Below are 20101 nucleotides of genomic sequence, written 5' to 3' on the forward strand. Positions count from 1 at the left end.
AAACAAAAATGACTGAAACAAAGATCTTGTACCATTATCTTTTGCATTATATAGCAGCCGATAAAATTGATCATCTCTCTGATGAAGATAGATTAATTTTAATCAAGACTATTGTAACCTCCGGACCATCTGATGAAGCATGGAATGCATTGATAGAGCTTTTTTTTGCCTGGCCAATTAGTCAAGCCAAACTTAATACGATCAAACTTGCCAATAATCTTATGGAAGATTGGCCTATATCACAAAGGCGGGTAAATAGCGCATGGGGTAGGGTAGTTAATAACCAAAAACTTACCGATATAACATTACTCGCCCGTAGCATGGCAATAAATAGAAATGAAGGCTTGGGTGGTAATGAAATGGCAATTATTGCATCATCTGTTTATGCCATAAATCTGACCGAAATCAATATTGATAGAAGCAACGTTAGTGTAGAAGCTATGCTTGAACTAACCCATTCCAAATTTTTGGATGCATTAAATACACTTAATATGAACGGGCTTACACTTTCTGACGAAAAATTGAAAATTTTATTTAACCCAGAAACATTGACAACGCTTAAGTCGTTAACATTAAGAAACTGCGGGATAAGTGGGAAAAGAAGTCAAATTATTACGGAATCTAAGCTTTTTAAACAAGTAGAAAATATTAACCTATCGATGAATACGATTAGTGATGAGGGCGTTCACTTTATAGTCAAAGCAGGTACAATACCACAACTAAAGCACTTAGATTTAAGTGAGAATTACATCAGTGACGAAGCGGTCATTCGGTTATTGAATTCGGGTAATATGCCTAATTTAACAGAATTGATTTTAAGTAAAAACAGCATAAAAAAACCGGAAGTATTATTTAAAGCAGCAAAACGGAATAATATTAGCGTTGTAATTTAAAATGCCATATGAAATGAATTAATTCAAAAATTCTTTCTTTACCCATTTATTATCGCTACTTATTTTACACCAGCCATTACTTTCTTCAACGATAAAAACCTCCTGATTTTTAGTAAGTGCAGAAACTTTGGGAAAGTTGGTGCCTGGCCCACTTCTTACATTTAGGGTAGTGGCATTTACAGTTGCCCTGGTTACAATTTTAGTAAAACTTCCATTTACCCAATGCTGTTGCGATGCTGATATTTTATACCAGCCGTTTTTCTCTTCATATATGCGGAGAATAGCGCCTAAGGTAGCTGGCTCAATTCCTCTAATTTTTTTACTTTGAGCATTCGCATCTTCCCTAATGTTTAAGCTATCAGCAGTAACTGCAACATATTTTATAATATTTTGCGCAGGTTGAGGAACGGCACCATTTAAAGCTGCACTTACCAGTGGCAAGAAATTTTGATTGCAGTTTTCAACTTTGTTACCGCCAAAAAAACTAGTACCCGGGCAGGTTTTATTATTGCCTGTTCCATTGTTTCTTACTCCGGTGGTTAAATTAAACCAATGGTGATAAACTACATTGTCGCTGTTAACTGCGATACCGAATTTTTTACATAATGCTGCCGTTAGCCTTACAATGGTATTTGTATGCTCAATGGTCATTAAATCCTTTCCTGTATCGAAATCCCCAAGATTTTCAATACAAATGGCATTCGTATTAAAGCCTAAAATACAAGCGGGGGTATTTTCAAGACTTCTACCCGTTAAAATTGTACCATCAGGAAAAGTAGTAAAATGTTGACCGATATCCATCCAGCCATTATGACTAACATGGTAACTTTTCATTCCTTGTTGTAAATCAAAGTGGTTATTGCCCTTAAAATTGATATAGCTCGGACTCCAGGTATGATGCTCCTGAATGTGTAAAATGGTGCGGGCAACCCTTAAATTTGAAATCCATGTTTCAAATTCTTGTAGATCCATTTTGGTAAAACCTAATTTACTTGTCATAACAACATTGGTTTAAGGTAAAACTTAACTGTTACAAGGATGATTTTTTTGAGATGATAATGTTTTACTAAATATACTTAAAGTAGATTATGTTTTTGTAAGTTTTTTAATGTCAGTATGTTATATTTTTGTTCGCTTTTGGATTGCCTTTATTTATTGTTCCTTTCTTTATCCAGAACTGTAAAAACCTGTACCAGCCTTTCGCCATTTTCATCAACCAATGTTAAGGTATGTTTACCTGATGGCGGACTGATTGCCAATTGATGAAAATTAGTTGTGGTAGCTACGTATTCATTATCAATATGCCAATATATTTTAGAACCTGAATTTCTGTGGGCTGCATTAATTACAATTTTTCCTCTTGTTCCGTCTAGTTCTAAGGGAATGTAAACTATTGCATTGTTTTTCGGGTAAATTACCTCCATTACGCTATTTCCACCTGAAAGGTCGCACCCATCTTTAAAAGGAGGGAGGGATTTATAATCGCTATTCTTTATTTTGTAATAATACTCCATTGCTGGAGGTAAAATAAACCAGCTTTTGTGCTGCATATGGGTTATGCTTTCACATTGGTCGGTAACCCTAAAAGCGCCTGTTCTGTCCAAATGAACCAATTTATGGAAAGGACAAACGGCAGTTTTTTCTCCTGCAACCGGCACTAATTCTTCTGTCACATTTGTACAGTATTCTCCAGCTTTATAACCGCTCTGCTTGCATATTTTTATCTTTTTGAGTTTGGTGGCTGGTGTTTCGAACCATTTTCCATTAGGCAGTAACCTAAAAATATCAAATAGAACCGGGGCAGCTGCTTCAATTCCTATCAGGCCAGGTCTTCCTTCTCCATCGGCATTGCCCACCCAAATACAAACCACATAATTTGGTGTTAGGCCAACGGCCCAGGCATCGCGAAAACCGAAACTCGTTCCTGTTTTCCAGGCAACTCTTTGCGATGAAGAAAACTGCTCCCATAAACCTTCATCACCTGGTCGCATTACCTCTTCCATTGCATTAAAAGTAGCCCAAATCGAGCCATGGTCTAAAAAGGAGGTGCGCTGATAATCTTTTTCATCTTTATTTTCGCTATTGAAATAGCGAGCAGGTTTATAATCTTCCGGATTATACAAACCTTTATAGGTGTTGAAATGATTCAGGGTACGCACCATTCCCATATAGGTGTTGGCCAGGTCCCACATGGTAACTTCACTACCACCTAAAATTAACGACAAGCCATAATGATCTGCTGGCTGATTCAGCGTTCCTATTCCAAGGTTTTTTAGTTTATCGTAAAAACGTTCATATTTGTATTGTTGCAGCATTTTCACTGCAGGGATGTTTAAGGAGCGGCTCAGCGCTTTATCTGCGGCAATGGCACCATCGTAGCCCAGATCATAATTTTGAGGCGAATAGCCCGCTATTTGAGTTGGGATATCGGGAACTAAGGTGTGCGGCAATATAAAGCCATCATTTATCATGCTGGCATAAAGCAAGGGTTTTAAGGTACTGCCGGGGCTGCGTGGTGCTTTAATCATATCCACGTGGCTTTGCAGGTCGGCATTTTCTGGCTGATAGATATTACCCACATAACTTACCACATGGCCGGTTCTGGCATTGAGTACCAGCGCCGAAATATTATTGATATCGTTTGCCCGGTAACGGTTATTGTAGCGTTTTAATATGGCATTAACTTTTAGTTGGATATTTTCATCCAGCGTAGAAGTAATTCTGGTAGAGGGGATTTTAAGACTCGCTCGTTCTACTTTAAAACGGTTCAACAGATGCGGCGCATTTTGGGGTAGGGGCATTGGCTTACCTGGAACGGGTTCTAGCTTAGCTAGATTAGCAGTTGCCTGATCGATATATTTTAGCTTAGCCAGCTTATCCAATAAATCGTTTCTTTTTTTTATTAATCTCGTCGAGTTTTTACCGGGATGAACCAAAGAAGGGCTATTGGGCAATACAGCCAATGTTGCCATTTCACCCCATGAGAGGGTTTTGGCATTGCGACCATAATATCGCCAACTTGCCGCTTCTAAGCCTACAACATTACTGCCGAATGGCGCATTTGCCGCGTATAGGCCTAAAATTTCCTTTTTTGAATATTTTATTTCTAAGCGTAAAGCTAAAATCACTTCCAACAATTTTTGCCAAACCGTTCGGTCTTGTTTTCGCGATAAACGGATTACCTGCATGCTTAATGTACTACCGCCACTAACTACACTTTTAGCTTTCCAATTCTGCCCCATAGCCCTGCTCATAGCCAAAAAATCAATGCCAAAGTGATGATAGAACCGCTTATCCTCGAAAGCAATAATACAATCCTTAAATTTTACTGGAACGCTATCTGCAACAGGGAACCGCCATTGTCCATCGCTGGCAATTGCTGCACTTAATAAATTCCCATTACTTGCTTCAATTACAAACGATGTGGGTGTTTTAAACAGTTTCGAGGGTAACGAAAAAAGAAAAGCCAAAAGCACAGCAAGGCAGATGAGATCGGAAATGAGAAAAGCTTTTGGGATTTTGTTCATTTAATTTTTTAAAAATAAATTTCGGTCCGTGGAGACACGGGCCGAGGCTCTTTTTTAGTATTTGTGCGTCATGGTTCGTGCATTCACAAATCAATTCGAGCGTAAAATTTACGCTCGAAATTTAAATAAGGGTAAAATGTAGTGAATTTTATCCTCGTTTTTTCATTATTCGTGCGCCTTGGTTTGTGTCTCCACGAACCAGTACGTTGATAGTTTTGTTAAAATTCTAATCTCAAATCTTTTAAAAATGGATAATTAATTTCATTGTTTTCGTAAAAAGAAGCTGATGAATATAAATAATCCTGAGGTTCGTTGGCTAATTGCCAATGTTCTGTACAGGGATTATTATGTAAATAATCTAGTTTTTGATAAGCAACTTCAGGAGAATATAAATGGATTGCCAGTGGATCTCTTTGCCAAAATTCATGATTTTTATTTACTGCATTGTATAATAATTCATCAGCTCATTTCGATTTAATAATTTTTTGAACTCATGTGCTGTATATTTTAAAAATGACCCTTGTGCTGTTTCTTTCCCATTTAATTCGTTTATTCGCCAAATTGTATGAATATGATTAGGCATAATTACAAACGCAAAAACATCAATCTTCTTTAACCTGTTAAGGTATTCAAATGAATTTAATATTACCTCTTTAAATTCTGCCTTTTGCAAAAGTTTTTGCCAATTATTTATGGTTGCCGTCCAAAAATAAATTTGACCTATTTCAATATAACTCTTTCTCTTTTGTTGAAATAAATTATCCATTGTAGTTTGAATTTCGGTCCGTGAGGACACGGACCGAGGCTTGGATTTTTATTTTACACTGTGGTTCGTGCATCTTTTAGGTCGTAGCGAGTCGCTACGGCTAGTATTTTATTTTGTGCCGTGGTTCGTGTTTCCACGAACCACCAAATATCCTACTTCACTACCTGCACCCACTTGCCTGCTTCAGTAGCTGAAATATCATTATTGTACATCGCTTCGCATTGAACAGCTGATAAGTAATATTTACCTAAATAAGAGGCATTAAGCAGTACCTTGTACACTAGACTTTCACCTTCCCTTACATTAAAATAGGTGAAAACGCGGTCATCTCTGATATCCTGATAAGTAAAAGGAGATGAGGCTAGAATGCTCTGATTATCGTTAACGCGGGTATTGATAATTTCCCAACCTGAAGGGAAAATCTGCGTCAGTGCCATTTGTTCGTAATAACCCATTCTGCCAGGATTTTTTATGGTTACCTCTGCATAAAAATCTGTTCCCTGTTTTAAGGTAGTTGGATCTAGTACTTTACCGTTTAAACGTTTATAGGTCACATTCATATCCAATACTTCTGGTCGGTTTGGCAAGAAATTATTCTGACCAGCAATTGGTTGTCCTTCTAAAACCAAACGGACAAATAATACATTACTGCCATTATTGGTAATAGAAGCCGTATTTCCTTTAAAGGTTACAGGCGTACTGTTGATGTATTGATTTGAACTTACAGGTGCCGATTTTCCGTCTAGTACATACTGATATTGCAATTTATTTGCCGATTGGTTTGAACCACAGAATTTTGCAATAGCCAACAAACTATAAGCGGTTGTTTGTGTGCTGTACCAGGTGTTTTCGCCAAGTTTAGCTGCTAAAGGTTGTAGTAAACTCGCGGCTTTTGCTTTCTGACCGAGCAGGGTTAGGGTTTCTAAAATCATGGCTTCATCGCGTACATCGGAGCCATAAGTTCCACCCAATTGTTTGTAAGCCTGAATGGATGTATCTAAACCTCTGATCATATTTTGAGCCACATCATTCTGTCCGGCCAGTTTATAAGCAGCTGCCAAGCGCCATTTTGCAGCAATAGATAAGTATTCAAAAGCTTTTAAACGGTTCATTGCTGCCATTTCGGGCTTTTTTGCCAAGGCAAGCATGTACAAACGATAGGCCTGAGACAAATCTCCACCATAAAAATTGTTACTGTTTGGTGCCCAGTTTGCCGCTTTCGATTTTTGATAACGCAACAGTTCATCCAAAAGACCAACAGGAAGGGTATAACCAGCATTTTGTGCTTCAACCAAGAAATGACCAGCGTAATTGCTTCCCCATTCATCAGAGGTGCCTTCACCAGGCCAGTAAGATAAACCGCCATCTGTAGTTTGGAACCCTTTTAGCCTGTTTATCCCAGCTTTAATGTTTTTCTCTGTTGTGGCTTTTTGTTGTTCATTCAACGGACTCAATCTATCCAAAAAGAGTTGAGGAAATATACCCGAAGTCGTTTGCTCAATACAACCATGCGGATATTGGATAAGGTAACTTAATCTTTTACCAAGGTTAATTGCAGGGATAGAAGAGACCTCGAGCGAACCTGAATTTGTACCCGTCATACCGATTGGTAAATAATTTACCGCCCATTTGGTATGCGGCTGAACAGTTGCCGACACCACATTAGTTACATACGGATTTGGATTTCTGATATCCATTTCCACATCATAAACTGTTTTTTCAGCTCCACTTTGTGCAACCACTTTTACTTTGGCAATACCTACTGTGTTGGGTGCTTTCACCTCGAAATAGGTCATTTGCTCACCTGTTTGTTTGTAGTAAAGCTGCTGTTTGTTACTGCCTTGAACAATTAAATTATTTGCCTGGAGTTGTACCGATACATTTTTAAGGTTGTTCTCTGTAGCAAAAACGGTTACTGGTAAGGTAAAACTCTCTCCCGGACCGATAACCCTTGGCAAAGTAGCCAAAACCATTAACGGCTTCTTAACCTGAACTGATTTTTCGGTAAAACCATATGCAGCATCCTGCCCGGCAACTACCATAGCTCTTACCGCACCAATGTACTGTGGTAATTTAAATTTGTGTGTTTTACTTTCACCTTTGCCAATAGTAAATGGCCCCATAAATTTAACCACTGCTTTAAAACGGTTGGCTTTTGCTGGATTTAAGTTTTTGTTGATGCTACCATCACCACCAATGCTTAAAATGCGCTCTAAATTTCCTCCCCAAGCACCTAACACATAGTCGAATAGGTCCCATGTTTTTACACCTAAACCTTCGCGTGCATAAAATGCACCATGCGGATCAGGTGTTTTAAAACGTGTTAAGTCTAATAAACCTTCATCTACGAGGGCAATGGTATAGGTCATTGCTTTGCCGTTCTGCTCAGCAACAGTGATGGTATTTTCGGTTTCAGGCTTGATTTTATCCAACATTTTTATGGTTGGTTTTAGGATGGTCTGCGGATTTTCAACCGAAAGCGGAATAGCACCATACATTCTAATTGGTAAATCGTTAACCGTTTGTGCATGAGGTTGCAATAAAGTAATATTGGCAAAAACATTAGGTGCCATCTCTTTCTCGGCTTTAAACTTAAATTGCGTTTGCCCGGTTTTGGTATCTACCCAGAAGGTTTTTAATACCCGGCTTCCATTTTCAATAGAGATTAATGCCCTTCCGTTTTTACCAGTTGGGATGGTTAAGGTAATATCCTCTCCAACAGTAAATTTTTCCTTATTAGCTGTGAAAGATAACATAGACGCCTCAGTTGGGTTGCTGCCCTGTTCGCGCTGTGCCCAGCCCGGCCAATCTACATAAACAGATTTTCCGGTAACATGCCCACCATTTACATCGCGTACTAAAATCAAATAACGTCCCCATTCTGGTTCATCAACGCGTAAATTCCAGCTTCCTTTTCCGTTAGTCAGATTCACTTGATGGCTTTCTACCAATTTGTTATACTGGTTTTGGGTAAAGTTGGCGTAGGTATATTGATCATCCTGTTCCCACCACCAACGCCATTGTGTTTTATATAATTCTACCTGGACGGTTTTAGTTCCGCTCAACAGTTTTCCATCGGTATTTACATTTACAATTTCGATTTTATGCGCTTTGCCAGTAACCAGCATACCACTCAAACGGTCGCCTTTTTCAGGTCGGATGCCCAAATAACTGCTGTAAACGTGATAGGGGATGCTGAAATTATCGATGCTGAAATTACCTCCAGGTTCGAAAACTTTGGTCGTAAAGTTTGCCCTTAACACGCCAGGGGCGGCATTATTCTCATTGAGGTTGGTGTTAATCTGAGCTGTACCGTTTTGGTTTAAAGTGCCTTCGAAAATGGTTTTAACCTGCGATTCGAAGTTAACCGTTGGATTATCGAAACTAAAACCCTCAAAACCTTTAAATTTGGTTTCTGTAGTGTTTAAGTTTACATCAACCTTCGCTTTTAAGTTTTGCGCAACGGCACCGAATAGCCATTTGGCCGATAGGGTAGCGGCTGATGTTCCTGAGCTTAAATATGTTCTATTGCCAACGTTGAAATCAATTTTCAAACGGTTTGGCATTACGGTTTCGATTTTTAGGGTTTTAGTAAATGTAGCACCACCTGCTTTAACTTTTGCCATCCAGTTGCCAGTGGGCGCTGTACTTTCAGTAGCGGTTTTAAAGGTGTAGAACCCATTTAAAGGTTTGCCATTGATCAATCTTTTGTAAAGCTGACCTTTCGGGTTATAGAATTCCATAGTTACCGGATAATTGGCAGGCAGTTTTTTTAGTTTATCTTCCAGCACGAATGAAACAAATAAACTATCGCCCGGCCGCCAAACGCCACGTTCGCCATAAATAAAGCCTTTTAAGCCACTTTGAACTACATCCCCGCCCACATCGAAGCGGCTTAATGGAAGTGAGCTTCCGTCGTCTAATTTAAGGTAGCCACGTTCTGAACCATTTTTAGCAATCAATAAGAAAGGCTGACGTTTCAGGTCAAAACTTGCAAAACCGTCGCCATCAGTTTTAGTAGTGAATATGATCTGTTTTTGGTAATCCATCAATTCCAGGTTTACACCACTTAATGGTTTTGCAGTCAATAAATCTGTAGCAACAATAAGCATACTGTTATCGTTACCCCGTTTGGCTACCAAGCCAATATTCGAAGCAATTAAGTTTCTACTGGCCCAGCGCTGGTTGGTATAAAATGATGGTGTACATGGATTGTCTTTATCATTCCACCTGTAATTTGGCGGGTAATAATTATTGTAACGCTGCCAAAAGTCATCGTCCTCATCAATTTTTTCACCATAACCTTCGTAATCTCCATATTCGGCTTCTTCCTCGCCATCATCGGCTTTTTCTTCCCCGGTTTTACAATTGTAAGCATTGTACTCCTGTCTGAAGGCAATGGTAACCCTATACATGGCACCAGGCTCAGTACGGATCATTTTGTCAAGATCAAGAGTGAAGCGATTCTTTTTATGAAGGTTAAGTGCCTTATCTTCATCTAATCTTACCGTTTTTTGCAAAATAGGTTTTGCCACCCTACGCAATTCGTTACCATCTTTATAACTATTCGTTTGAAAAAACTGTGGTATATTGTTTTCGTAGATTTTGATCACGGTAACATCAACAGCTTTTAAATTAATCGCTTCGAAAGGTAAAACAAGTTTGCCTGAATTTGGTAAAATGGTTCCATTACCTGCAATGGTAACTGCTGGTAATTTATCTTCGAAAACGAGGTTGGCTACTTTTCCGTTGGGAAGTGTTTTCGCATTGATATTCTCAACACCTGCATTTACATTGAGCGCATAATTGCCTTTGAGTTCTTCTGCTGCATAAACTTTAACCTGACTGGCATCAATGGTATACCTTAAATCGCTCAGATTGCCCAGCGTAATCATACCCGTTAAATCCTGTCCTACACCAATCGGTTCAGAAAATTGCACCAATGCATAGTCTTCTTCGCCCTGAATAGCCTTCATATCCAATATTTCGAACTTGTTTATCGCAGGAACACGGATTTCTACTTCTCCTTTTTGTTCTGCATCAATGGCATCACCATCCCAGTCTATTTTTAAAGTTTGGTCGTTCCCAGTCTTTTTTATGCTGTCGATGGTAAATTTTGAAGTGTTTTTTGCCGGATTATGCTGCCACTTGATTTTTAACTTTTGGTCAAAATCTAAAGAAACGGTTTTCTCTATTTTACTGGTTTCTTCCACATCGGCAGTAGCCACTTCGCCGGTTAATTTCATATAATCCATAGCAGTATTGTTCTGCGAAACCAATCCGTTTTGAGAAAGCATAATTCCTGGGGTAATTACTTTAAACTCAAAATCGAAATCTTCAAGGCCTTTTTCTGTAGCGGAAACTTCCGAAAGTTTGAATGTAGCTTCGTAGTTTTTACCAGGTTTAAGGTTTTCATCAGGTCTAAATTCAACCGTTTGCGGATCTATCCAATAGGTTTTGCCCGAGATAGAAGGGGAGAAGTCGAACAGTTCGCGTGAATCTGCTTTGCCCAGATCCTGCATGCCTGTTGCGGCATTGGCTAAATGAACTCTGATAAAACTCTTTTTGGAAATGGTTCCAGAAGTATAGGCTTCGATATATTTTGCATAAGCCTGATTTTCTTCATGATTTTTTTTCTTTCTATTGAAATAGATAAATAAAATTGCCGCTATAGAAACAGCAAGTAATCCGATGAAGATAAATTTCTTTTTAGAGGAAGATTGGTAGGTAGATGGTTGTTCCATGTTTGAAATTCGTTAAGATAAATGGAAATATAATGGTGCGGTAAAAGCAATAGATGTGCCGCAATTTATCCTTTGCATCCGAAACCCTATATTCCATCCGAAAATAAACTAAAATTCACGTTAAAATAAATTATGTTGAAAATTAACGCTTATGGTTTGTTCCTTTGCATGGTTTTGGATAAGTTTACAACATTAACCCAATACAACCAGATATGATAAAGAAACTCTTGATTTTTTCTAGCCTGTTAATTTCGACCAGTTTTTGTTTTGCCCAAAAAACTGAAATAGAAGATGCAGTAAGCAAATTAACCAAACTAATGGTTACACCGGATAGTTTGTCGCTTGATAAAATAATTTTGAATAACCTAAGCTATGGGCATTCTAGTGGAAAGGTTCAAACCAAGCAGGAATTTATGCATTCATTACTTTCTGGAGAATCTGATTTTGTGGATATTAATTTAACTGATCAGACTGTTGTTGTTCAAAACAAAACAGCTTTGGTTCGTCATACACTAAATGCTAAAACAAATGATAAAAATGTTCCAGGGAATGTGAAACTGTATATTCTTTTAATCTGGAGTAAAGAAAAGTTGGGCTGGAAATTAATTGGAAGACAGGCTGTTAAGGTGCCTTAGGTTAGTTTGGAGTTTACAGTTTGGAGTTTTTAGTTTTGGGTGCAGAACTGACGATAGTACTAAAGTTACATACTTAAAACCTATAAGGAGTGACTCCAAACTCACCACCCTAAACTCCCAACTTACTTAATCATCACCCCAGGTCTGTTTACCAGAGGAATCTTGATCAGATTGGAATCGATGATGCTTTCAGGTAAGAAAATGAATTTTTTGTCGTAAATAGTGCTACCAATGTAATAGCTTAGCCAGTATTCGTTAGTTAAGCCAAAAACTTCAGGATCTATGGCTTCCACGCCTGCAAAAGAATTTGCTTCCATGTCGCCTACAAAATGCCTTAAAACAGAAGTTTTTACCTGCTTTCCGTCTTTTTCTCCATAACCTTTAGAGCTGATTAAAACATTGGTTATCGGTTCGTTTTTTAAATTAACAAGATAAACCGTCCAGCTTTTTACTTCAGGTGTTTCGCCCATCAATACAACGGCCATAGCGATATCTTCAACTGTATTTTCTGGTAAATCTGCTTTCATAACTACTCGTTTGCGTCATGCTGAACTCGTTTCAGCATCTTTCGATAAGACTCTGAAATAAATTCAGAGTGACGTTACTCATTTTATTTTTTCTTAGCTACAGCCTTTTTAGCTGGGGCTTTTTTCTTTGCCGGTGCTTTTTTCTTCGTTTCGAAAGCATTAGGCACCTGCTCTACAATCATTTTCTTAACCACTTCCAAATCAATATCAACCAATTCTTCTGGTGTATATTTTTGCTTCGTAGCCTCGTTATTCCTTAATTTAAGCATCAATTTGCCAAAACGGATAAATGGTCCCCAACGGCCGTTTTCGATAGATATTTTTTCAGCATCCCAGGTTTTAATGTATCTGTTAGCCTCTTTTTCTACTTTTTTGCCGATTAAGGTATTAATATCTTCTTGTGTTAAATTGTCGAAATCGTATCCTTTTGCAGGAATATTGATGAAGAGATCGTTCCATTTGATAAACGGACCAAAGCGGCCTTTTCCTTTTGTTACGCCTAAACCTGCGTAATAGGCAATAGGCGCATCATCATCCATTTTCTGGCGGATAATTTCAACTGCTCTTTCATAAGTAACCGATAAAGGCTCCTCGTTTTTAGGAAGGGAAATAAAACTTTCGCCCCATTTAACGTATGGACCAAAACGGCCAACACCAATCATTACTTCTTTGCCTTCAAAATCAGGTAGTTGGAAAGGGAGTTTAAATAACTCCAACGCATCATCTAAAGTAATGGTTGCAACAGATTGCGTGCGCATTAAGCTGGCATACCGTGGTTTTTCCTCTTCATCAAGCTCTCCAATTTGAACCAATGGCCCAAATTTACCAACCTTGGTATATACATTTTTACCAGTAGCAGGGTCTAAACCCAGCAAGCGCTCACCAGTGGCACGTTCTGCCGTTTCGAGCGTTGTTTCTACTTCGCTATGAAATGGATTATAGAATGAGTGCAGCATTTTAGTCCACTCTTGTAAACCTTGCGCAATTTCATCAAATTCTTTCTCCACCTTTGCTGTGAAGTTAAAATCGACAATGCCTTTGAAATGTTCTACCAAGAAATCGTTTACAACCTCACCAATATCAGTAGGGAAGAGTTTTGATTTCTCAGCACCGGTAATTTCCGATTTTATTTCTTTTTTTACTTGCCCATCAGCTAAAATGATAGAAGTAAACTTACGTTGTTTGCCATCTCTATCTTCTTTAACCACATAACCACGGTTTTGTACGGTAGAAATGGTTGGTGCATAAGTAGACGGGCGGCCAATGCCCAGTTCCTCTAATTTCTTAACTAAACTGGCCTCTGTATATCTTGCTGGCGGACGCGAATAACGCTCGGTTGCCTGCATTTCTTTTAAAAATAGTTCCTGTCCCTTACTTAAGGGAGGTAAAATTGCGCCACCTTCTTTTTCTTCGTTTTCATCTTCATCAGTAGATTCTAGATAAACTTTTAAGAAACCATCGAATTTTAATACCTCGCCCTCAGCAACTAAGTGTTCTTTTCGGGTTGAGGCAGTAATCTGAGCGGTTGTTTTTTCGAACAAAGCCTCGCTCATTTGTGATGCAATAGAGCGTTTCCAGATCAGATCGTATAAACGTTTCTCTGAAATATCTCCATCTACGGTATGCCTGTCGAAATATGTAGGGCGGATGGCCTCGTGAGCTTCTTGTGCTCCAGCCGATTTTGTTTTATAAACCCGATGTTGGTGGTATTTATCGCCGTAAGCAGATTTAATCTCAGCAGCAGCGGCATTTAATGCCGTTTCTGATAAGTTTACAGAGTCTGTTCTCATGTAGGTAATCTTACCTGCCTCGTAAAGTCTTTGCGCAACCTGCATGGTTCTGGCTACCGAAAAACCTAATTTTCTAGAAGCTTCTTGCTGTAAAGTTGAAGTGGTAAATGGGGCAGCAGGATTACGTTTTGCAGGCCTTGTTTCTAAACTCGTAATATCGAATTTAGCATTTACACAGTCTTGAAGATATTTTTCGGCATCAGCTTCACTTTCAAAACGTTGTGGTAATTCTGCTTTTACAATTTCTTTTCCTTTGCCGGTAGCAAACTGGGCGGTAATTTTATAGACAGCAGCTGCATTAAAGTTTAAAACTTCTCTTTCTCTATCAACAATTAAACGTACCGCAACAGATTGTACGCGACCGGCGGATAACGATGGCTTTACTTTTTTCCATAAAACAGGAGAAAGTTCGAACCCTACCAAACGATCTAATACACGGCGTGCCTGTTGGGCATTTACCAGGTTATAATCAATTCCCCGCGGACTATCGATTGCTTTTAAAATTGCTGGTTTGGTAATTTCATGAAAAACGATGCGTTTTGTTTTCTCCACTTTTAGGCCTAAAGTTTCGAATAAGTGCCAGGAAATAGCTTCCCCCTCACGGTCTTCATCGGATGCTAGCCATACCATTTCGGCTTCCTTGGCTAGTTTTTTTAACTCGGCGACAATGTTTTTCTTGTCGGCGGGTACCTCGTATGTCTGCGCAAAATTATTTTTGATATCAATGGCCATATCACCTTTAACTAAATCGCGGATGTGGCCGTAGCTAGATTTTACAAGAAAATCTTTGCCTAGGTAGCCTTCTATAGTTTTAGCTTTTGCGGGTGACTCGACGATTAATAAATTTTTGGCCATGAAATACGTTTTTGTGCAAATAAAGCTATAATTAAAGCATAAATCAAAACATGAATAGAATTAAATACATTTTTTTTATTAAATACCGAGGAAATATGTTGGTTTATAGGTTGATTTTAATGCGGTTTTAATCTTTTTTTTGGAAAGCAATATTAGTAATTTGTAGGTAAGGCTTTGTTCCGCCCTTTGCTGCAAATCCTCAACCCCATTCCATTCCTCGGTCTGCGGGTTTTTCGCTTCGGTCGGGTTTAGGTGGCGTGTGTGGTAGTACTGCTATTTAGGTTTTAATGGTGTTGTGCCAAAGCTGAAGGTACAAAATGGCATCAGGGCTTTGTTAATTAAACCAGATAGAGCGGAATAGCCCACAGCGTAGCGAGGACTATAAGCGATAGCGGGGCCGTAAACCGCCAAGAACCACTGCCTGCATTTCCTAATCAAAAAAAGATTCTTATTTGAGCGATGAGTTATCTGCTTTCATTTTCAGATCATGATCACAGTTTGTTCTATTAGCCAGTTCTCTTACCTAATTTGCTACATTTAATTTACAAGCACATTACGGCATCGAAAACTATTTGTACCTATATTCGTATATAAAAATAAAACAACGATGATAAGCACAATTCTAATCCTATTAAACTTATTGGTGTCGCCACCAAAAAATGTTTACGATTTCAGCTTTAAAACCATTGATGGTAAAGAAATTAAACTATCGAAATTTAAAGGAAAAAAAATCTTAATTGTTAACACGGCTTCTAAATGTGGTTTTACCCCGCAGTATGAAGATTTAGAAAAACTTCAAAAGCAATATGGTAAAAAGGTAGTATTAATTGGTTTCCCTGCGGGTAACTTTGGCGGACAGGAGTTTTCTACCAATGCAGAGATTAAAGAATTCTGTACGGGAAAGTATAATGTATCTTTTATGTTGGCAGAGAAGAGCAGTGTGAAAGGTGATGATATCAGTCCATTGTTTAAATATTTAACTTCTCAAACCAATACGGAAGAGCAAGGTGATATTAAATGGAACTTTGAGAAATTCTTGATCAATGAAAAAGGAGAATTGGTACACCGTTTCCGTTCTAAAACAAAACCTACTGACGAAGCGATTGTAAAGAACTTATAAAGCTTAGGGTTTAGAGGTTAGCGTTTAAATACTAACCTCTAAACCCTAAACTATTAACCTAGCTTTTCTCCAAAACTGTTTTCCAGACTAAGGCACTGAGCGCCGCACCAATAATGGGTGCTACAATAAAGAGCCAAACCTGGCTTAAGGCTTCTCCACCGACCAAAAGTGCAGGGCCAATACTTCTTGCCGGATTTACTGATACACCCGTTACCGGAATGCCCACAATATGAATGAGTGTTAAACTTAACCCAATTGCAAGTCCTGCAAAGCCGCCGTTGATATTTTTAGTTGAGGTTGAGCCAAAAATCACCAGTAAGAAAATAAAGGTGAGTACAATTTCTGCAATAAAACCAGCATGTAAGCTGTAATGCTGTGGAGATAGTGCTGCAAAACCATTTTGCCCTAATCCATTTGTTGCTAAAGAATATTCCGGCTTTCCTGAGGCAATTTGCAGTAAAATAAATGCGCCTGCGATGCCGCCTAATACCTGAGCCACAATGTAATAAGCGGCTTCAGTAATTTTCATCCGGCCAGCGATTACCATTCCGATTGAAATTGCCGGATTAATGTGACAGCCAGAAATGTGCCCAATAGCATAAGCCATTGCCGTGACTGATAAGCCAAAGGCAAAAGATATGCCTAATAAGCCTACGCCGGTTGTGCCATTTGCGCCAGCTATAACCGCGCTGCCACAACCCATTAAAACCAATACGAGCGTGCCTAGAAATTCGGCACTGAATTTAGAAAGTTTACTTGTCTCCATATAATTTATTATTTAAAGGTTTAAATATTATATCCGGATGATTGTCAAACGAATATAACTAAAAAATTAGAATATAAAATGGAATAAAATGCTGGTGATTTAGCCTGATTGAATTACGAAATTTTAGACAAGAGAAAGGGGCTTAAATCCATAAGCCCCATTTAAACCAAACAAACTATTTATGAAGTTTATATAAAACCCATATTAGAATAAAATGTTTTGATGAAAATTAAAATTATTTACAATTTTTGCGGGTAATTATGGTTTTGACTAGCCAATTGCCATTTTTTGCTCAAAATAAGCCCCGCTGTAACTAAATTGATAGACAACGGCAAACTATTTTTGATTTAGGTGTTAAAATAGGTTGAGTTGTTCTGGCTGATACAGGTTAGGGTCAAAATTGTAGACTTCGGGTGTGTTTTGAGTATTGCTTACATAATACAGCGCTGTTTCCTCATATCTTGAAGCTACTTTAACAAAAGTATTGCCGGCAACATTTTTAAAAAGATTTTCAACCAGCTCTGGGTCGTTGTTGTCTTTTGATAAGTGGCTCAGTAATAAATGACTCATGTACGGCGCTCTGTGGTTGATGAAAAGCTCTAACGCCTGTGTATTGCTTAAGTGACCATGCCCACTCGTAATCCTTCTTTTTAGAAAATAAGGATATCTCCCATTTTCTAACATTTGAGTATCGTAGTTAGCTTCTAGGAAAGCGGCATGACAGTTTTTGAAATGGGCAATTAAACGATCGCATACCGAGCCTATATCTGTAAAAACACCCACTCTTACCTCGTTACATTCAACAGTAAAACTATAAGGATCTGCTGCATCATGAAATTTAGAAAAGGCAGAAATCTTTAAACCGCCAATCTGAATATGTTGTAGATGGTTTAATGAAAAGGTATTGTTTGCATCCAAAACTAACCGACTGCTTTTTAGGGTAGCTGTGCTAATGTAAACCGGGAGTTTATGTTTTTTAGCAAACACCGCCAGCCCCTTAATGTGGTCGCTATGTTCGTGTGAGATAAAAATGGCTTTTACTTTGCTGATTGATAAACCTAAACGGTTCATCCGTGTTTCAACCTCTTTGCAGGTTAGGCCAACATCAACCAAAATAGCTTCATTATCGTTACCTACATAGTAACAATTGCCATTACTGCCCGAATTGATTGATGTAAAATATAGTGCCATTTTCAGCCTGCAAGATAAGGCTTATTTGGCGAAGGAAAAAGGAAAACTATACTCTTGCGCCGTTATGTTCTACCAAGCGCGAAAGGAGGGGTAGGAAAGCCTGGATCAGGTTGATTTCTTCCGAAGAGAAGATTTTTTCCATCGTTTGCGCCAGCCATTCTTCTTTTATTTTTCTACTGGCGATAATGTGTTTTTCGCCAAGCTTGGTTAAGCCGATAAAAACCTTTCGTTTATCCTCTTTACTTGGAAAGCGTTCTACACATTTGGCATCGAACAAGCGGTTGATAATCTGTGAAATAGCTTGTTTAGATACCCTTTCCATGTCTGCCAGCTCTGTAGATAACATTTTGCCATGTTGTTCGAGCAGCGACATCGTTAACAGTTCGGCGTTGCTAAAGTCTGAACTTACGTTCTGTTTGCGTAACTGTCTGGTTAAGCGGGTAACGGTGCTTCTTAACTTTGCGGCAATATCTTGTGTTTGAGTCGGCATGCTAATGGTAAATAAACTTTACAAATATAAGCTTTTAATTTTATAGATAAACTAACGTGGGTTTCAAATTTGTTTGAATTGTGATCTTAGAATGATAAAAATTTCTGTTTTAGGTTTTTTGGTTTGATTTGAGTTTTGTACTTTTGTAAAGTTACTTTACTATTTTAAACATGAGTATTTTTCGTTCGCTAAGGCATTACAATTACAGGTTATTTTTTACAGGTCAGGCTATTTCACTAATTGGCACATGGATGCAGCGTGTAGCCATCAGCTGGTTGGTATATCGTTTAACTGGATCGGCTTTTTTGCTGGGATTGATTACTTTTTTGAGTTTAATTCCTTCATTGGTGCTCGCGCCGTATGCTGGGAGTTATGTAGATAGACATAATAAGTATAAGATATTGGTGATTACCCAGGTGATCCTGATGCTGCAGGCTGGTGCCCTGGCTTTGATGATCTGGTTTAAAGTATACGATATGTTCTGGATTGCAGCACTTTCGCTGGTTCAGGGCTTGGTAAATGCTTTTGATGTTACTGCCCGTCAATCGTTAATGGTAAATTTAATTGATGATAAAGAAGATTTACCAAATGCCATTGCGCTCAATTCTTCCATGTTTAATGCAGCCAGGTTAATCGGCCCGGCGTTGGCAGGGGTGATTTTGAGTACTTTGGGTGAAGATATCTGTTTCCTGATCAATTTTGTGAGCTTTATTGCTGTACTGGGTTGTATGGTGATGATGAAGCTTAAACTTACCGCACATCAAAAATCGAAAGAAAATATCTGGATCGACCTGAAAAAGGGTTATGATTATCTTAAATCATCGCCAGATTTGGCATCCATGGTATTGATGATGGCTGCATCGAGTTTATTGGTAATCCCTTTCACTACTTTGTTGCCTGTTTTTGCAAAAGATATTTTTAACGGAAATGCTACAACATTTGGCTGGTTTGAAAGTGCAGCAGGATTTGGTGCATTCTTCGGTGCCATTTATATGGCTACATTAAAAGTGAAGCAAAACCTGCAGAAAATTGTAATGATGTCGGGTATTTTGCTGGCCATTTCGGTTGTGGCGCTGGCTATATCACCATCGCTTGTTCTGGCTTTAATCTGTACCGGTTTAGCTGCTTTGGGTTTGATGGCTCAAACCTCATCCATCAATACTTATCTACAGACTCATGCCGATGATGCGATGAGGGGAAGGACTTTAAGTTACTATATCATGGCTTATCAGGGTGTATTGCCAATCGGCAGTTTGTTAATGGGATACCTGGCGCATCTTTTTGGTACGCAGACTGTAGTTGCTTTTGAAGGCGTTGCGGGCTTGTTGATTGTGGCTGCGTTTGTGTATAATGAAAAACACAGGAATCAATTGAACAGTAGTGCAATGTCGTTAAATTAACGTGTCCTCTGGGATTTTTTTAATTTGAGTATGAGTGGTCGCCACCCTGAATTTATTTCAGGGTCTTAATAGATAGATAAAGATGCTGATCCCGAACATTCGCATGAGCGTCAAGTTAAGCTGAAAATAGTTGGTTTAAATTAATTCTGTGGTTTCTTTTTTCATATTTACAGTACTTATCTATAATATCTCTGAACTGTTTTCTACCTGTAGCGATTACCTCTTTCATGTTCAATACAAAGAACTTTACACATTTGATCAAGCTAACGGAGCCTTTGGCATATCTGACAACTGGCAAGAATATTTTTTGCATAAACAGGCATATAAACATCAACAGGAGGTATATATTCGTGCTAATCCGTTTTTCATTGGTACAACCATTATGTAGCAACTGCTG

14 protein-coding genes are annotated in these 20101 nt (G+C 38.5%); 4 read left to right on the forward strand and 10 right to left on the reverse strand.

Translation table 11 applies throughout. The annotated features are described in order from the left end of the window. Positions 1–8 precede the first annotated feature (8 nt). Entirely contained in the window at positions 9–893 is an 885-nt protein-coding gene (locus tag EYS08_RS16230; RefSeq protein ID WP_131031015.1) for a hypothetical protein, read from the forward strand. An 18-nt stretch (positions 894–911) separates the two neighbouring features. Here the strand turns inward: EYS08_RS16230 and EYS08_RS16235 are convergent, their stop codons facing one another. From EYS08_RS16235 to EYS08_RS16250, 4 genes are all read right to left on the reverse strand, one after another. Next, entirely contained in the window at positions 912–1892 is a 981-nt protein-coding gene (locus EYS08_RS16235; RefSeq protein ID WP_131031016.1) for an SH3 domain-containing protein, read from the reverse strand. A gap of 149 nt (positions 1893–2041) precedes the next feature. After that, the gene (gene pbpC, locus EYS08_RS16240) at positions 2042–4420 is read right to left on the reverse strand and encodes a penicillin-binding protein 1C (protein WP_131031017.1); all 2379 of its coding nucleotides are present in this window, start codon (positions 4418–4420) and stop codon (positions 2042–2044) included. A 436-nt stretch (positions 4421–4856) separates the two neighbouring features. Further along, positions 4857–5186, reverse strand: coding sequence for a transposase (locus EYS08_RS16245; protein WP_131031018.1), 330 nt, complete (start codon positions 5184–5186; stop codon positions 4857–4859). Positions 5187–5338: 152 nt separating this feature from the next. Further along, the gene (locus tag EYS08_RS16250) at positions 5339–10930 is read right to left on the reverse strand and encodes an alpha-2-macroglobulin family protein (protein ID WP_131031019.1); all 5592 of its coding nucleotides are present in this window, start codon (positions 10928–10930) and stop codon (positions 5339–5341) included. A gap of 212 nt (positions 10931–11142) precedes the next feature. On the opposite strand from EYS08_RS16250, the gene EYS08_RS16255 reads away from it, so the two are divergent. Further along, a complete protein-coding gene (locus EYS08_RS16255; RefSeq protein WP_131031020.1) occupies positions 11143–11565 on the forward strand; it encodes a nuclear transport factor 2 family protein in 423 nt (140 codons plus the stop codon). 122 nt (positions 11566–11687) lie between these two features. On the opposite strand, the gene EYS08_RS16260 is transcribed toward EYS08_RS16255, so the two are convergent. After that, positions 11688–12092, reverse strand: a complete 405-nt coding sequence (locus tag EYS08_RS16260) for a hypothetical protein (RefSeq protein ID WP_131031021.1) — start codon at positions 12090–12092, stop codon at positions 11688–11690. Positions 12093–12175: 83 nt separating this feature from the next. Further along, positions 12176–14737, reverse strand: coding sequence for a type I DNA topoisomerase (gene topA / locus EYS08_RS16265; RefSeq protein ID WP_131031022.1), 2562 nt, complete (start codon positions 14735–14737; stop codon positions 12176–12178). 607 nt (positions 14738–15344) lie between these two features. Here topA and EYS08_RS16270 point away from each other — a divergent pair. Further along, positions 15345–15857, forward strand: coding sequence for a glutathione peroxidase (locus EYS08_RS16270; RefSeq protein WP_131031023.1), 513 nt, complete (start codon positions 15345–15347; stop codon positions 15855–15857). Between the two features lie 58 nt (positions 15858–15915). Here EYS08_RS16270 and aqpZ read toward each other — a convergent pair whose 3' ends face one another. From aqpZ to EYS08_RS16285, 3 genes are all read right to left on the reverse strand, one after another. Further along, the gene (gene aqpZ, locus EYS08_RS16275; RefSeq protein WP_131031024.1) at positions 15916–16623 is read right to left on the reverse strand and encodes an aquaporin Z; all 708 of its coding nucleotides are present in this window, start codon (positions 16621–16623) and stop codon (positions 15916–15918) included. A gap of 354 nt (positions 16624–16977) precedes the next feature. Then, positions 16978–17814 carry an MBL fold metallo-hydrolase gene (locus EYS08_RS16280; RefSeq protein ID WP_131031025.1) on the reverse strand — a complete coding sequence of 279 codons (837 nt, stop codon included), beginning with the start codon at positions 17812–17814 and terminating at the stop codon, positions 16978–16980. Positions 17815–17860: 46 nt separating this feature from the next. Next, positions 17861–18304, reverse strand: a complete 444-nt coding sequence (locus EYS08_RS16285; protein ID WP_131031026.1) for a MarR family winged helix-turn-helix transcriptional regulator — start codon at positions 18302–18304, stop codon at positions 17861–17863. A gap of 170 nt (positions 18305–18474) precedes the next feature. Between EYS08_RS16285 and EYS08_RS16290 the strand changes: the two genes are divergently transcribed. Next, positions 18475–19704 (forward strand): MFS transporter, encoded by a 1230-nt coding sequence (locus tag EYS08_RS16290; protein ID WP_083505475.1) that lies wholly within the window; start codon positions 18475–18477, stop codon positions 19702–19704. 115 nt (positions 19705–19819) lie between these two features. On the opposite strand, the gene EYS08_RS26080 is transcribed toward EYS08_RS16290, so the two are convergent. Next, positions 19820–20101, reverse strand: a 282-nt coding sequence (locus tag EYS08_RS26080) for a hypothetical protein (protein ID WP_208745856.1), incomplete at its 5' end; no start/stop codon positions are given.

The organism is Pedobacter kyonggii (assembly GCF_004310665.1).
GTDB lineage: Bacteria > Bacteroidota > Bacteroidia > Sphingobacteriales > Sphingobacteriaceae > Pedobacter > Pedobacter kyonggii.